Consider the following 16,494-nt stretch of genomic DNA (forward strand, 5'->3'; position numbering starts at 1 on the left):
TCGCACTACCATTCGTCCTTCTCGTTGCATCAAGAGAGCGGACGAGCGAGGACCTGTCAAATAAATTCCTTTAATTAGGATATAAAGAGAAATTTTGTTCCAATAATCGGAATTTAGCGGGTTTGATAGGCTTGGAGAGGCGGTCGTTTCTGCTACTTCAAACAATCGCGCAGTTGGCGTACCTGGGAATCTGTCCAGTCCTCGCTCATCAGATCGAGCGGCGCATTGAATGAGACCGCCATGTCGACCTCATAGTGTTCGGCAGCGGGACGCGGAAGGCCAACACCTCCTTCGCCATAGAAAAAGAAACCTCGATTGACGGCGTAGCCACGCCCCTTGGCGTCAATCACCTGCCCGAGAATGATGTCACGGTTCACCGGGCGCACTGACGGATGCTTCAGATATCGATCAGCATTGGCGTCCACGATCTGATCGATTGCACTGTCCGACAACAGCGACATCAGCGCCAAACTGCCTGCCCCGACGCCCATCGGGACGCGCGTGCCCAGGCCCATGGTAAACTCCTGACGCGAAGCGCGACTGATCATCTCGGCGCAGATCGCGTCCGTTCCGGACTGCACGAGCAGGTAAACGGTGAAGCCGGTCCGGCGGGCAAACTCGGTCATGCCCGCGCGAAATTTCTGGACCTGAGGCTCGAACCTTTCCTGGCGGCGCGCCAGCATCGGCACGGCCACACCAAGCCTGTAGTGCCCATAACGACCCGTCGGTTCGGCAAATCCCTTCGCGATCATCGCAGCCAGCGAGCGATGCGTCGCAGACTTCGCGCTGCCGACCCGCTCCGCAATATCGGCGAGGCTCAGACCTTCCGGACCAACTTCCCCGAGCGCCAACATGATATCAAGTGTCCGCTCGGCATTGGACGACGTCGCGGGTCGCTTAAGGGTGGTCATTTCGAAATTCCGCGGTTTCGCAAAGATATTGATATTTTTATATCAAATATCGGAATTTCGCTAATTCAGAGAGGTTAGAGCTCAAGTGTCCAACAGGCGACTGCGGATCGCCTACCAGGTTTGTGCAGTTGACGGGTCGTCGTCGTTGCAAAACCGGCGGTGGCATTGCGGACGTGCGGCAGTTTCACAGCGTGTCCTCGTGGCGGCAGTTCACCAGGAGTTCGGCCACAGAAGCGGTGTTCGGCAGATGCAGGACCGCCTCGACAAGAGCGGCCAGATCCTCGGGCCGCGTCATCTCGCTGCGCGGGAGCTTGGTCACATGCGCGGTCATATCGGTGTCGACGAAGCCGGGGCACAGCGCGGTGGCGCGGATGCCGTGCTCCCAGCCGAGCCGGCGCACCTCCTGCGTGAGCGCCATCACGGCGAACTTGCTCATGGCGTAACCGAGATTGTCATTGCGTACGCGCTTGCCCGACAGGGACGCGACGTTGATGACGCGCCCCGCGCCGGACGCGACCAGATGCGGCCAGGCGGCGCGAATGGCGCGCATTGGCCCCTTGGCGTTGATATCCCACATCCGATCGAACGGCGCCTCGTCGGCGTCGAGCATCGCTCCGCGCGGATTGACGCCGGCGGCATTGACCAGCGCATCGATCCGCCCGTGGCGTGCCACCGTCGCCGCGACCCAGTCGGCGGCGCTGTCAGCGCTCGACGCTTCGTAACGCGCAGGCATCAGCCCCGGATGCGCCGGCAGCTTCGACGGATCGCGCACGCCGGCACTCACGAAACACCCGACCGCCAGCAGCCGCTCTAGCACCGCGCGACCGATGCCGCGCGCGGCGCCTGATATCATCACGACACGACCTGCAGGGCTCAGCATGCAACAATCTCCTTGGCCCGCACGCAGGCGATCTGCTGCCCGGGCGCCACCATCTCCAGCACCGGCACCGTCTCGGCGCAGCGCGCCCGCGCCTCCGGACAGCGGGTGCGAAACACGCAGCCCGACGGCGGATGTGCGACGCTCGGCAACTCGCCCTGCAAAGCGGTCCCAGCGTTCGCATGCCAGATCGACGGCGTCGCCGCCAGCAGCGCGCGCGTATAGGGATGCGCCGGCGCGGCAAAGATCGCCGCCGCGGGTCCCTGCTCCACCACGCGGCCGAGATACATCACCAGCACCCGGTCGCAGAGATGTTTGACCACATGCAGGTCATGGCTGATGAACAAGAGTGCCAGGCCCAGGTCACTGCGAAGATCGGCGAGCAGGTTGACGATCTGCGCCTGGATCGACACGTCCAGCGCCGATACCGGCTCGTCCGCCACGATGAAATCCGGCTTCGGCGCCAGCGCGCGCGCGATAGCCAGACGCTGGCGCTGTCCGCCTGAGAATTCGTGCGGAAGCCGCTTCGCCTGGGCGGGATCGAGCCCGACCTGCTGCAGCAGTTCGGCGATGCGTTCGGGATCGGCATGATCCAGCCCGTCGGCGATCTGTGCGCCGACGCTGCGGCGCGGATCGAGGCTGCCGAACGGATCCTGGAACACCATCTGCATGCGACGCCGCATCGTCCGCAGTTGCGACCGTGACACCTTGGCGAGGTCGTCGCCGTCGAACAGTACATTCCCCTCGGTCGGCGGCATCAACCGAAGCAACAGCCTGCCGAGCGTGCTCTTGCCGCAGCCGGATTCCCCGACCACGCCCAACACCTCGCCGCGATGGATCTCCAGATCCACGCCGCGTACCGCCAGCACCGGCGGCGCCTTGCGGAACAGGCCGCCCCGGCCGCCGAAACCGCGGGTCAGGCCGTGGGCGCGCACCAGCGGCGTGACCGCTTTCATGCCATTTCCTTCCAGCGCAGGCATCTGGTGCTCCTTCCCGGCGCAGGCATGGCCACTGGCGGTGGACCGTCGTCGCAGATCGGCAATGCCATCGAGCATCGCGGGGCAAAGCGGCAGCCCGGCGGCATCGCCCAGGACTGCGGCACGGTGCCGGGAATCGCCGTCAGCCGTTCGGCGTCGCCTTCGGGCGTGCTGGCGATCAGTGCCGCAGTATAGGGATGGCGCGGCTGGGCGAACACGACGGCCACCGGTCCTTCTTCGACCAGCTCGCCCGCATACATCACTGCGACCCGGTCGGAGATGCGGGCCACGACTGCAAGGTTGTGCGTCACGAACAGCATCCCAAGCCCGCCTTCGGCCTGCTTGAGACCAGCCAGCAGTTCGAGGATCTGCGCCTGCACGGTTACGTCCAGCGCCGTCGTCGGCTCGTCCGCCAGCAGCAGGCGCGGATGGTTGGCCACGGCGGCGGCAATCATCACCCGCTGGCGCTGACCGCCGGACAGTTCATGCGGATAAAGCTGCGCGGAGCGCGGCGGGTCGGGCAGCCCGACCTGCCGCAGCAACTCCACCACCCGCGCCCCCAGCGATCCCGTCGCGTGATGCGCGCGCAGCGTTTCCTCCAGATGCGCGCCGACGCGCAGCAGCGGGTTCAGGCTGCTCGACGGATCCTGGAAGATCATGGCGAGATCCTTCCCGCGCAGGCGCCGCAGATCCTTCTCCGGCAGCCGCAGCAGATCGCGCGCCACGCCCTGGCGATCGGTGTAGAGAATCTCGCCGGCGACGACGCGCACCGTCGATGGCAGCAGTCCGATGGCCGTCAGCGCCGTCAGCGTCTTGCCCGAGCCGCTTTCACCCACCAGCGCCAGCGTCTCGCCGGCCGCCAATGTCAGGCTGACGTCGCGCACCACTGCGACCGGGCCATGCGGCCCCGCGATCTCCAGCGTCAGGCCGCGCACGGCGAGCAGACCTGCTGGCGCCGCACTGTTCGGTGATGGCGTCCGCAGCGTGGGAAATATCCGAAGAAAGCCCGGCCGCCCGCTGCCACTACCGCGCGGATCGAGCACCTCGCGCAGCCGGTCGCACAGCAGGTTCAGCGCCAGCACCGCGCCAGTCAGCGCCAGGCACGGCCACAGCAGCAAGAGCGGCGCGTGCTCCATGGTAGTGCGCGCGCCGCGGATCATCAGACCCCAGGAGGGCGCCGGCGGCACCACCCCAAGGCCGAGAAAGCTCAGGCCGCTTTCCAGCAGCAATGCCGCGGCCACGGTCAGCGAGAGCTGGACGATCAGCGGCGGCGCGATATTCGGCAGCAAGGTGCGCCACAGAATCAGCGCCGCCGGCTTGCCCAGCGCCACTTGCGCCGTAACGTAATCCAGCGACCGCACCGACAACGTCGCCGCATAGGCGACGCGCGCGAAGGCCGGTGTGAAAACGATGGCCAGACACAGGATCAGCGTTGCAGCCCCCGGCCCCAGCAAGGTCACCACCAGCAGCGCCAGCAGCAGCGGGGGAAAGCACAGCACGATCTCGGCCGTGCGCATGGTGACCATCTCGGCCAGCCCCCGGAAATAACCGCCGATGATGCCAAGCAGCGTCCCGACCACAGCGCCCAGCACGGTCGATACCACGGCAATCGACAGCGATACCCGTGCCCCGATGATCAGCCGTGACAGCACATCCCGCCCGAACTCGTCCTGCCCGAGCCAATGCGCAGCGCTGGACAGCGTCAACCGTCCGGCGACGTCCTGGCGCACCGGATCAGCGATCGGCAGCAACGGTCCCGCCAGTGCGACGAGCAGCATGCCGCCCACCAGCACGCCCGGCAGCAAAAGCCTCTGCCCGCGCATCAGGCGCGCCTCACGCGCGGATCGATCACGCCGTACAACAGCTCGACGATTAGGTTGAGCAGCACGAACAGCGCCGAGATCACCAGCACGATGGCCAGCACCGCCGGATAGTCCCGCGCCTCAACCGCGAGCACGAGATAGCCGGAGAGGCCGGGCCAGTTGAACACGTATTCCACCAGCACCGTGCCGCCGAGCAGCGCGCCGAGATGCAGCCCCACCACTGTAATGACTGAGGTCGCCGCATTGCGTACCACGTGGCGACGGATGATGACGGCGGGCGAAGCGCCGCGCGCCTGCGCCGCACGCACGTGGTCTCGCTCCAGCACCTCCAGCGCCGCGCCGCGGGTGACACGGAACACCACCGCCGCGAGACCCAGCGCAATGGTGCCCGCCGGCATCATCAGCAAACCAAAATGCCGCAGCGGGTTGACGGACAGCGCGACAAAGCCTCCGGCCGGGACCCAGTGCAGCTTCTGCGCCAGCACCAGGACCAGCAAGGTGCCCACCACGAACACCGGCACCGACAATGCCAGTCCTGCCAGATTGGACAGAATGCGGTCGACCAGCTGGCCGGAGCGCAGCGCCGCCATCACGCCCAGCGGCAACCCGATCACGACCGCCAGCAGCCCGGCCACGCCGACAAGTTCGAGCGTACGCGGCAGCCGCAGCACGATATCCTCCGCGACCGGATGCTCGTCCTGCAGCGAGGTGCCGAAATCGAAATGCAGAAGGCCATTCAGATAGGTCAGGTATTGCGCGCCCAGCGGACGGTCGAGGCCGAGATGCGCGCGCAGGTCGGCCACCGACGCCGGATCAGGCGCCACGCCGCCCTGCGACAGCAGCAGTTCGGCCGGATCACCGGGGATCAGGTGGATCACGAGGAACACCAGCGAAGCCACCACCCAGACCAGGACGAGCGAGGCCGCCAGCCTCCGCGCGGCAAACCCCAGCATCCCCTCAGTCTACCGAAGCCGTTTCGAAGGTCAGGCCCGAATAGAAGGTCAGCGCGCCGGGCATGTTCTGAAAACCCGTCACGCCCTTGCGCATGCCGTAGCCTTGGCTGCGCCAGGTCAGCCCCACCAGAGGCGCCTCCTCGATCGCCACCTTCTCCAGATCGCGATAGATCGCCTTGCGCTTGGCGTCGTCGAGTTCGGCGCGACCGGCTGCCAGCAGCTCGGTGATCTTCTCGGTCTTGACGCCAAAGGATCGCACATAGGAAGGCGACAGGCTGCCGTCGATGAGCGCGGCAATGCCGTCGGGATCGTTGCTGTCGGCCGCCGTGCCCATCACCGCCATGTCGTACTGGCCGCGATTGCCGATGGCTACGCGCGTCGCCCAGTCCGGCAGGTTCAGCGTGACGTTGATACCAACCGCAGCGATATGCTGCTGCACCACTTCGGCGGTGTCCTTGTGCATGCCGTACTGCGCCGTCGACAGCAGCGAACAGGTGATGCCCGACGCAAAGCCCGCTTCAGCAAGTAGTTTTTTCGACATCGCCGGATCGTAGGCCCAACCGTTCTTGAATTCCGGATTGAAGAACGCACTGGAATCGGCGATCGGCAGATGTTCCAGCGCAGCGCCACGCCCGAAGAACGCCGCCTTGACCAGTTCATCGCGCTTGATCGCGTGCCCGACCGCGCGGCGCACGCGCGGGTCGTTGAACGGCGGCTTGCTGCCGTTGAACACCAGGAACATGAACGCGCCTTCGACCGCATCCAGCTTCAGTTTCGGATTGTCCGAAATCGCCGTCATCGCCTGCCACGGCACGTATTCGATCAGGTCGATGTCACCGGACTGCAGCGCCGCCACCCGCAGATTCTCATCCGCATAGGCAATGACGCGAATGCCCTTCAGCTTCGGCAGGCCCTTTTTGTAGTAGCCGGGAAACGCCTCCAGATCGATCGAGACGCCTCGCTCCTGCTCCTTCAGCACGAATGGCCCGGCGCCAACAAACGTGCCCTTGGCAGAATTGCGCGAGCAGATCGGCAGATGATAGCTCGCCATCCAGATCGGCAGCGTCGCCAGCGGCTTCTTGGTGACGAAGCGCACCGTGAGGTCGTCCGGCGTCTCCACCTTTTCGATCTGCTGCATCTCGTTGCGGAAGTAGGCGGTCGACTTCTCGGCGGCGATCTGCTCGATGGTCCACTTCACGTCGGCCGACGTCACCTTCTCGCCGTTCTGAAACTTGGCGTCGCGCAGCTTGAACACCCAGGCATGATCGCCTTCCCGCGTCCAGGATTCCGCGAGTTCGCCACGCAGATTGCCGGCTGGATCGAACGAAACCAGGCCACGATGAATCATCAGCTTGATGGTCGCCGCCGCGGTGCCGTTGTTGGCCCACGGCTGGATCGCGGCCGGCGGGGCCGACAGCCCGAAGGTCAGCACCCCCGGCGTCGCCGCGCGGGCGCCGGGCATGCGCAGGAACGGCAAGGCAGCGGCGCCAGCGATCAGGCTGCGGCGATTGACGGACATAACCATGCGGAAGTCTCCAGGCGCGGGATCGGAAAGGGTCAGGCCGGTGGACAAGTCTCGTGATAGGTCTCTTTCGCAAAAGCAGGGCTGATCGCGCCGCAGGCAAGATCGCGCGCGACCGTCTCCGCATCGCGTGCGGACGCCGGACCGTAGCCACCGGCACCGGGACTGACCAATGCAAACCACTGGCCAGCCTTCAGCACCGCGCTATCGTGATCGAACACCACGCCCGGGCCACATTCGATGGCGCCATGGCCACCTGCGGCACCACCAAACAGGCCCCAAGAGCTGGAACGACCAGCTAGCCGCGATACGTCCACCCGCACACGGCAATCGGCATCGGCGCGATACATGCGCCGCATGCCCATGCCGCCGCGATACGTGCCAGCCCCGCCGGAATCTGCCACCAGCTCATAGCGCATCAACGTTAGTGGATATTCGATCTCAAGCGCTTCGACCGGCAGGTTGGAGGTGTTGGTGACATGGACATGAACGCCGTCCAGCCCGTCCTTGTGCGCCCGGGCGCCGGCACCGCCGCCCATCGTCTCCAGATAGACCCAGATGGAGCCATCATCCTTGCGCGTGCCGATGAACGTCGCCACCGAACAGCAGGAGTTGGAGCACGCCGTCACCCGCTCCGGCACCGCCTGGGCGAGTGCCCCCAGAATGAGGTCCGACACGCGCTGACAAGTCTGCACCCGGCCGTTCACCGCCGCCGGATGCACGCAGTTCAGCACCGAACCGGCCCGCGCCGTCACGGTCAGCGGTCGCGCCAGGCCGGAGTTGGGCAGAATAGTCGGATCGACGACGGATTTGACTACGTAGTAAGCCGTGGCCAGCAGCGCCGTGTAGGTCATGTTCAGACCGGCGCGGAGCTGGTCCGGCGCCTCGAAATGCAGCGACATGCTGTCGCCCTTGATCGTCACCTCCACCGACAGCGGCAAATTCTCGGCAATCTCGGGACTGTCGAACAAGTCGTCGAATCGCCAGGTGCCGTCGGGCATCGCGGCGATGCCGGCGCGCATCTTGCGCTCGGCGTAATCGAGCAGGCGCTCGCCGGCGGCCAGCACCGTGGCGGTGCCGTATTTTGCACACAGCGCCTGGAAGCGCCGCACACCGACGCGGTTGGCGGCCATCTGCGCCCGCAGATCCGACAGGCGCTCGCGCGGGACCTGGCAGTTCAGCAGGATCAGATCCTGGATGTCCTTTTGCAACGCGCCTTCGCGATACAATCGCACCGGCGGAATACGCAGGCCTTCCTGGTAGATATGCGCGTGGCCGCGATCGGCGAAATCGGAATGATGCGCGAGGTTGACGGTCCAGGCCGCAATCTTGCCATCGACGAAGATCGGTTCGGCCAGCACGATATCCGGCAGATGGGTGCCGCCGCCCGCATAGGCGTCGTTGCCCACAAACACGTCACCGGGCCGCATGTCCCCGACCGGATGCAACTTCATGATGTGCGGCACGATGCCGATGAACGAGCCAAGATGAATCGGGATGTGCTCGGCCTGGCACAAAGTGTAGCCGGCGGCGTTGAACAGCGCCGTCGAACAGTCCCGCCGCTCCTTGATGTTGGTGGAGTAGGACGCGCGGATCAGCGCTTCGCCGGTCTCCTCGACGATCGATGACAGCGACGCGCCGATCACCTCGACGGTAATCGGATCGAGGAGCGGAGCCGCCGGTGCGAGCATGTCGTTCATGCCACCACCTCCAGGATGAGGTTGAGATAGACGTCCACGCGCGCCTCCATGCTAGGCAGCACCACCGTGGTGGTGTCCATCTGCTCGACGATGGCCGGGCCGGTGAAGACATTGCCCGGCTTCAGCAGGTCGCGGCTGTAGATCGGCGTGTCCATGAAATCGCCCGCTTCGGGAAACCAGACTTTTCGCGCGCCGGTGATGGCGGCGGAGGCGTCCGGCGCCTCCATCGGATAAGCGCGCAGTTCGGCCTTGCGAACCCGGCCTGTAGCTTCAAGGCGCAGAGTGACAAGCTGCACCGCCTCGCCTTCGGCCACAAAACCGTACCGCTGGCGATGCGCCTCGGCGAAGTCCACCGCCAGAGCGTCGAGCACCGCCGGCGTCACCTGTCCTTCCGGGACCGGCACGGCGAGTTCGTAATTCTGGCCGGAGTAACGCATGTCGGCAGTGCGGGTCAGGTGGCGGTTCTCCGTTGAAATCCCCTCATGCACGAACCATGCCTCGGCCCGCTCGGTGAGTCCGGAAAACGCGGCCGACACATCCGCCGCGGACGATGCCGCCAGCGGCATCAACCGGGTTGCCGCGAAATCGGCGCGAAGGTCGGTCAGCAGCAGCCCCATGGCGCAGAGAATGCCCGGGTTGCGCGGCACCAGCACGCGCTTCATGTCCAGCTCACGCGCCAGCCTCGCCGCATGCAGCGGACCGGCGCCACCGAACGCCATCAGCGTGTAGTCGCGCGGATCATGGCCGCGCTGGATCGAAATCACCCGAATGGCTCGCGCCATGTTGGCGGTGACGACAGAAATGATCCCCTGCGCCGTCTCCATCACACCCAGCCCCAGCTGGTCGGCGAGCCGTGCGATGGAGGCCTTGGCCAGATCCTTGCGAACGGCCATGCGGCCGCCGAGCAGATAGTCCGGATTCAAGGTCTGCAAGACCACGTTGGCGTCGGTGGTGGCCGGCTCAGTGCTGCCGCGATCGTAGCAGACCGGGCCGGGATCGGCGCCGCAGGACCGCGGCCCGACCTTCAGCAGCCCGCCGACATCGACGAAGGCGATCGAGCCACCGCCCGCGCCCACCGTATGGATGTCCAGCATCGGCGCCTTGATCGGATAGCCGTGCACCACGGCCTCCGACGTCATCTTGCAGACGCCGCCTTTCAGCAGCGCCACGTCGGTCGATGTGCCGCCCATGTCGAAGGTGATCAAATCGGGGAAGCCGGCCAATGCGCCGATCGCCTGCGCGCCCACCACGCCGGTCGACGGGCCGGACAGCACGGTGCGCACCGGCATGTCGGCAGCGGCGGAGAACCCGATGACGCCGCCGTTGGACTGCGTCAGATGCGGCGTCGCCGTCATGCCCAGCGCTTCAAGGCGGGGCGTGAGGCGGTTGATGTAGCTGCGCATCACCGGGCCAAGATAGGCGTTCAGCACCACAGTGGAGAGCCGTTCGTATTCGCGAAACTCCGGCGCAACGTCATGGCCGGCGCAGATGAAGGCGTCGGGATGCTCCTCGTGCAGGATCTCCATCGCCCGACGCTCGTGCTCTGGACGAATGAAGCCATAGAGGAAGGAGACGGCGATCGCCATCACCCCCGCGTCCTTCAACGCCCGGCCGGCGCGGCGCACCGCATCCTCATCGAGCGCGGTGTCGATGGTGCCGTCATGACGCACCCGTTCCGGCACCTCATGGCGCAGGTCGCGCGCCACCAGGGTCGGCGGCTTGTCGGCCTGCATGTCGTATAGATCCGGGCGCTTCTGTCGCCCGATCTCAAGCAGGTCGCGGAATCCGTCGGTGGTGACGAGCCCGGTCTTCACGCCGCGATGCTGGATCAGAGCGTTGGTGGCAACGGTGGTGCCATGACCGAAATAGGACACCGCGGCAGCCGGGGAAGCACCGGCATCGGGCGTCACCAGAAGCATGCCTTCCTCGACGCCCTGGGCGATGCCGCGCGACGGATCATCCGGCGTCGATGACACCTTCCAGACCTCGATGCGTCCATCGTTCTCGTTGAAAAGACAGACATCCGTGAAGGTGCCACCGGAGTCCACGCCAACGCGCCATTGCGCCATGCCCAAGTCCCGTCTCAAATTTTGCACTGCACTTGGACAGAGCTTCACTTTAGAATCTGACGATGGCAATTTATTTTGTCATTTTTCGACTATAATTTTGAAAAACTTCCGTATAATGGAACTTACATCGAAAATTCTGAGAAAATGATGCGGAAAATGGAAGTTCCATTGGAGGCGAGCGGCGCATTGCAACGTGCCGTCGTGATTTTGCGCCTGCTGGGCAACGCCGGCCCCCTTGGCTTGCGCCTGACAGCCTTGGCCGAGGCGGCCGCCTTGCCGCGCCCGACCGCCCACCGCGTGCTGAAAACCCTGCTGGCCGAGCGGCTTGTCGCCTATGCCCCTGCCCGCAAGACCTACACGCTCGGGCTGGATCTGTTCATGCTCGCCGCGTGCGCCGGCAACGTGCATGGCCTGCGCGACATCGCCCGGCCGCATGTGTTGCGGCTGACCGCTTCACTGGGCGAGACGATCTTCATCCTGGTGCGAAACGACTATGACGCGGTCTGCATCGAGCGCAGCGCCGGTCCGCTGCCGATCCGGGCGCTGACCGACATCGGCGGCCGGGTCCCGCTCGGTCTCGGCCAAGGCTCATCGGCCATCCTCGCTTTTCTGCCGCCGGCCGAACAGGACGAGATCATTCGTCACAACATACCGAGCCTGATGCCGATCGGACTGGACGAGGCCTCGCTGCGCGCCTGGCTCGCAACAATCCGCCGCACTGGCTATGCCGAAGGTACCACGGGGGTTAATCCCGGCATGGCCGGCCTTGGTGTACCCATTTTCGGCCATGACGGAAATGCAGTGGCCTGCCTCAGCATTGCAAGCACCACCGACCGGCTGACGCCGGAACGCAACCCGGTGGTGGCCGAGATTGTAAAGCGTACGGCTGCCGAGATCGCAGCCCAGCTCAGCCCATTTGATCCCGTGCTCCGCCGCGCCTCGGCTGCGATGGAGTAGCAAATCAGGACCTCCGGCAGGCCATCGCACGCCCGGCTCCGGCTGTTGATCTCCATTCAGATATAATCCGGGCTCTGCAATGAGAGAGGACCTGGCTTTTGACCTGGCGCGTACCAGTGGGCGTTACGCCGTCGGCACGCCGAGACGCCGAAGGCTCAAAACCCACAGCGCGTGCGGTCCGCAACAACGATTGCCCGCCTGATGACCAACGGCCGCGATTCGCAATCGAAGTCGGCATTGCGAGACTCTATCCGGCGGATCACGCCCGCCTGATCGATCGCAATTCGCCGACGCTCGAGTTTGTCCGATGCGCCTCGAATGGTCACGCTGTCCCGGCGAAACTATTCCGAGAGCGCATAGAATCGAACCGACAATGCATTGGTCCCCTCGGGGCAAGGCTGCCTATGCTCCGAGAATAGACCGGCGTGGCTTCGGCTTCGACGGGAAACTCTCCTCACCGGTTGTCAGGCAGATGTCCCACGATTGCCCGCGCCTCGCACGGGCTCCCCAATGCCTCGACCGAATGCCCCACCGAAAGACGTGAAAACCATGCGAAATTCAGATCAGATCTGGCAGCTTGTCGATAACCACCGACCGGAATTCGAGGCGCTTGCCGATCGCATCTGGGGGATGCCCGAGATCGCCTACACCGAATATCAATCGGTGGGCGAGCACACCGCGATGCTAAAAGGCCTTGGCTTCCGGGTGAAGGAGAATCTGGCAGGCATTCCCACCGCCGTGATGGGCGAGTGGGGCGAAGGCGGACCGGTCATCGCCATCCTCGGCGAGTACGACGCGTTGCCCGGCCTCAGCCAGGTCGCCGGCATTGCCGAGCACAAGGAAGTGGTGCCCGGCGGTCACGGCCATGGCTGCGGTCACAATCTCCTTGGTTCTGCGGCGATGCTTGCGGCCACCGCGATCAAGGACTGGCTCGCCGCCACCGGCACCGCGGGGCGCGTGCGCTATTACGGTTGCCCGGCCGAGGAAGGCGGCGCGGCAAAATCATTCATGGTCCGGGCCGGCGAATTCGACGGCGTCGATATCGCGATCACATGGCACCCGGCCTCGATTTCACGGGTCGATGAAGCGCTGTCGCTCGCCAACACCCGCATGGACTTCCAGTTCACCGGCCGCGCCAGCCACGCCGCCGCAGCACCTCATCTCGGCCGCTCTGCACTCGACGCGGTCGAACTGATGAATGTCGGCACCAATTACATGCGTGAGCACATGCCCGCGGATGCCCGCATCCACTATGCAATGCTGGATTCCGGCGGCATTGCCCCCAACGTGGTGCAGGCCTCCGCCAAGGTGCGCTACGCCGTGCGCTCGCGCGATCTGCCCGGCATGTTCGCGCTGAACGAACGGGTGATCAAGGTCGCCGAGGGCGCCGCGCTGATGACCGGGACCACGATGAAGATGACCGTCATCAGCGCGGTCTCCAACAAGCTCGGCAACACGCCGCTCGAACTGGCCATGCACGACGCGATGGAACGGCTCGGGCCGGTGCCGTTCGACGCAGCCGACAGGGCGTTTGCCGCCGAGATCCAGAAGACGCTATCCGATGAGGACATCGAGAGCGACTACCTGCGCGTCGGAGTGCCTGTCCGCAAGGATACGCCACTGTGCGATTTCGTCGTCCCGTTCGACTCCCGCGGCGAGCCGATGATCGGCTCAACTGACGTCGCCGATGTAAGCTGGGTGGTACCCACGGTGGAAGCCCGCGTCGCCACCCACGCGATCGGCACGCCCGGCCATTCCTGGCAGATCGTCGCGCAGGGGAAGTCGCCGGCGGCGCATAAAGGCATGGTTCATGCAGCGAAGATCATGGCGGCGACCGGCATCGAAGCGCTGACCGATCCGACGCTGATCGACCGCGCCAAGGCCGATATCCGCGATCGGACGTCGAAGATGCCCTACGTCTGCCCGATCCCGCCGGAGGTCAATCCGCCGCTGCAGCCGCGTCCCGCCGGCCTCTGACGATCACCTGAAAGGGCAGCGGACGCTCCGTCCGCTGCCCGTGAACCCATATGAGGATCGTGAACATGACTGACCATCGTCCCGCCCGTTCGTGGCATCGCCCGCTGGCCAGCCTCGGGCTGTTCTCCTCGCTGATGCTCGGCTCTACCGCCATGCACGCCGCGACGCCGAAGACCGCGTTGGTGATGGCCTGGAACATCGACGCCATTTCGACCTTCGATCCGGCCCAGGTGGGCGAAGTGGTCACCAACGAAATCCTGCAGAACACCTGCGATAGCCTGGTCGATTTCGATCCGGCCGACGAGCGCAAGATCATCCCACTGTTCGCCGAGAGCTGGACGGTGTCGCCCGATCGCCAGACCATCACCTTCAAGATCCGCAAGGGCGCCAAATTCCCGTCCGGTAACACCGCGACCGCCCAGGACGTCGCGCAAAGCATGCAGCGCGTCGTCAAGCTCGGCTCCAGCAACGCCACGACCCTGACCGAATATGGTTTCTCCAAGGAAAATGTCGATCAGCGCATCACCGCGCCGGACGATGCGACAGTCGTCCTCAGCTTCGACAAGGCCTATCCGACCACGCTGGTCCTGCAGGCGATCGGCGCCAGCCGCGTCGGCACGGTGATGGACATGAAGGTCTTGATGGCCAATCAGGTGAATGGCGACATGGGCAACAAGTACCTCGCCACCCATACCGAATGCATCGGCCCATACCGGCTGGCGCAGTGGAACGCCAGCGAATCCGTATTGCTGCAGGCCAACGACAATTACTGGGGCGTGAAGCCGGCCATCAAACGCGTGCTGATCAAGCACGTCGCCGAGGCCGGCACGCAGCGATTGATGCTGGGCCAGGGCGACGTGGACGTGGCGCGGGACCTGACGCCGGAAGATCTCAAGGACTTCGAGACGTCGAAGGACGTCACGATCGCGAAGGTGTTGAAGCCACAATTGTTCTTCTGGACCTTCAACACCACCGAGGGCCCGTTCGGCAACGAGAAGGTCCGGCTGGCAATGCGCTACCTGATCGACTACGACGGGCTGGCCAAGACGGTGATGACCAATCTGGGCGTGCCGCGCGCCAGCTTCGCCCAGCTCGGCGCCGTCGGCGCCCTCGACGAGAAGGCAGGCCAGCCGTTCAAGCTCGATCTCGACAAGGCCAAGGCGCTGTTGACCGAAGCGGGCTATGCCGACGGCTTCACGGCCAAGCTGATCTTCGGCACCCTGCAGCATTCGGCGCCGCTGGCGCAGAGCGTGCAGCAGAACGCCGCCAGGGTCGGCGTCAAGCTGACGCTGGAGCGCATGTCCAACGCCCAGCTGTTCGCCAAGGTGCGCGGTCGCGACTATCAGAGCGCCATGCAGGCATGGCAGACCAGCGTGCCCGACGCGCACGGCAACGCGTCGCGCTTGGTCTACAATCCGGACAACCGGCCCGAAGCGAAGCTGACCCAGATTCCGGTCTGGCGCACCGGCTTCCAGTCCAAGGAGCTGAACGAGAAGGTCGACGCGGCGCTGCTTGAGCCCGACGTTGCCAGGCGCAATGCGCTCTATGCCGATCTACAGAAGGAAGTCATGGCGAAGGGCCCGTTCGCGATCATGTTCCAGATGTACAACATCGCCGCCGTCCGCAGCGACGTGAAGAACTGGACCTGGAACGGCTTCCGCACCTACTACGCACCCGTCACCAAGTAGCAGCGCACCATGACCGATGCGGCCAGCATAGCGTCGCAGTCCCGGGCCTCGGATCGCCAGCGCAAGCTGCTGACCCTGGCCCGGTCGTTCGGCAACCGCGCGGTCTCTGTGACGGCGACGCTGCTGGGACTGGCGGCGCTGACGTTCTTCATCGGTCACCTGCTGCCGCTCGACCCGGTGATTGCCGTGCTCGGCCCCAACGCCACCCACGATGCCTATGTGGCGATGTACAAGCAGCTCGGCCTCGACCAGCCGCTGTGGAAACAGTTCGCTGTCTATCTCGGCCACATCCTGCAGTTCGACTTTGGCAATGCCCTGACGACCGGCCGACCGGTGGTTACCGACATCGCCCGGGTGTTTCCGGCCACCCTCGAACTGGCAAGCGTCGCCATCGTGATCGGCACCGGGATCGGTATTCCCGCCGGCGTGTTGTCGGCGATGTATCGCGGCTCGTCGCTCGACCACGTCGTGCGCTTCGTCGGCCTGCTCGGCTATTCGACGCCGCATTTCTGGCTAGGCCTGATGGGCCTGTCGCTGTTCTATGCCACGCTCGGCTGGATCGGCGGCCCCGGCCGCATCGACACCATGTACGAACTCGACCTCGAGCCGCGCACCGGCTTCTACCTGATCGACGCTGCGCTGACCGGCGATTGGGCACTGTTCAAGGACGTGTTCGGCCACATCGTGCTGCCGGCCTCGATTCTCGGCTTCACCGCGTTGACCTATATCAGCCGCATGACGCGCAGCTTCATGATCGAGCAGCTCGGCCAGGAATATGTAGTGACCGCGCGGGTCAAGGGACTGTCCTGGTCCCGTACCGTCTGGGTCCACGCCTTCCGCAACGTCGCGGTGCAGGTCGTCACCGTGGTGGCGCTGTCCTATGCGTTCCTGCTGGAAGGCGCGGTGCTGACGGAGACGGTGTTCGCGTGGCCCGGCTTCGGCCGCTATCTGACCAACGCGCTACTCGCCGGCGACATGAACGCGGTTGTCGGCTGCACCATTCTGATCGGCGTGATCTTCATTGGCATCAACATCGTCTG

At 65.0% G+C, this 16,494-nt stretch carries 12 protein-coding genes; 4 read left to right on the forward strand and 8 right to left on the reverse strand.

The features are described from left to right. Window positions 1-152: 152 nt before the first annotated feature. The 8 genes from JWR89_RS21010 to JWR89_RS21045 all read right to left on the reverse strand — a co-directional run bounded on the left by JWR89_RS21010 (window position 153) and on the right by JWR89_RS21045 (window position 10,832). A complete protein-coding gene (locus tag JWR89_RS21010; protein WP_299719750.1) occupies window positions 153-911 on the reverse strand; it encodes a helix-turn-helix domain-containing protein in 759 nt (252 codons plus the stop codon). A gap of 184 nt (window positions 912-1,095) precedes the next feature. After that, window positions 1,096-1,791 (reverse strand): SDR family NAD(P)-dependent oxidoreductase, encoded by a 696-nt coding sequence (locus JWR89_RS21015; protein ID WP_299719752.1) that lies wholly within the window; start codon window positions 1,789-1,791, stop codon window positions 1,096-1,098. Continuing rightward, a complete protein-coding gene (locus JWR89_RS21020) occupies window positions 1,785-2,744 on the reverse strand; it encodes an oligopeptide/dipeptide ABC transporter ATP-binding protein (protein ID WP_299719754.1) in 960 nt (319 codons plus the stop codon). The genes JWR89_RS21015 and JWR89_RS21020 overlap by 7 nt, the downstream gene beginning before the upstream one ends. After that, on the reverse strand, window positions 2,741-4,588 hold the full coding sequence (locus tag JWR89_RS21025) for a dipeptide/oligopeptide/nickel ABC transporter permease/ATP-binding protein (RefSeq protein ID WP_299719756.1): 1,848 nt from the start codon (window positions 4,586-4,588) through the stop codon (window positions 2,741-2,743). Before JWR89_RS21025 ends, JWR89_RS21020 begins: the two co-directional genes overlap by 4 nt. Next, window positions 4,588-5,541: an ABC transporter permease gene (locus JWR89_RS21030; RefSeq protein WP_299719758.1), complete on the reverse strand. Its 954-nt coding sequence runs from the start codon at window positions 5,539-5,541 to the stop codon at window positions 4,588-4,590. Before JWR89_RS21030 ends, JWR89_RS21025 begins: the two co-directional genes overlap by 1 nt. A 4-nt stretch (window positions 5,542-5,545) precedes the next feature. Continuing rightward, window positions 5,546-7,066 (reverse strand): ABC transporter substrate-binding protein, encoded by a 1,521-nt coding sequence (locus JWR89_RS21035; RefSeq protein ID WP_299719760.1) that lies wholly within the window; start codon window positions 7,064-7,066, stop codon window positions 5,546-5,548. A gap of 32 nt (window positions 7,067-7,098) precedes the next feature. Further along, a complete protein-coding gene (locus JWR89_RS21040; protein WP_299719762.1) occupies window positions 7,099-8,763 on the reverse strand; it encodes a hydantoinase B/oxoprolinase family protein in 1,665 nt (554 codons plus the stop codon). Next, window positions 8,760-10,832 carry a hydantoinase/oxoprolinase family protein gene (locus JWR89_RS21045; RefSeq protein WP_299719764.1) on the reverse strand — a complete coding sequence of 691 codons (2,073 nt, stop codon included), beginning with the start codon at window positions 10,830-10,832 and terminating at the stop codon, window positions 8,760-8,762. The genes JWR89_RS21040 and JWR89_RS21045 overlap by 4 nt, the downstream gene beginning before the upstream one ends. 75 nt (window positions 10,833-10,907) lie before the next feature. Between JWR89_RS21045 and JWR89_RS21050 the strand changes: the two genes are divergently transcribed. The 4 genes from JWR89_RS21050 to JWR89_RS21065 all read left to right on the forward strand — a co-directional run. Then, on the forward strand, window positions 10,908-11,789 hold the full coding sequence (locus JWR89_RS21050) for an IclR family transcriptional regulator (RefSeq protein WP_299719766.1): 882 nt from the start codon (window positions 10,908-10,910) through the stop codon (window positions 11,787-11,789). 549 nt (window positions 11,790-12,338) lie between these two features. Further along, a complete protein-coding gene (locus JWR89_RS21055) occupies window positions 12,339-13,766 on the forward strand; it encodes a M20 family metallopeptidase (protein WP_299719768.1) in 1,428 nt (475 codons plus the stop codon). 65 nt (window positions 13,767-13,831) lie between these two features. Beyond that, window positions 13,832-15,454 carry an ABC transporter substrate-binding protein gene (locus JWR89_RS21060; protein ID WP_299719770.1) on the forward strand — a complete coding sequence of 541 codons (1,623 nt, stop codon included), beginning with the start codon at window positions 13,832-13,834 and terminating at the stop codon, window positions 15,452-15,454. A gap of 9 nt (window positions 15,455-15,463) precedes the next feature. Then, a partial coding sequence (locus JWR89_RS21065; protein ID WP_299719772.1) for an ABC transporter permease occupies window positions 15,464-16,494 on the forward strand: 1,031 nt, incomplete at its 3' end.

This window comes from Tardiphaga sp., from assembly GCF_028290785.1.
Taxonomy (GTDB): domain Bacteria; phylum Pseudomonadota; class Alphaproteobacteria; order Rhizobiales; family Xanthobacteraceae; genus Tardiphaga.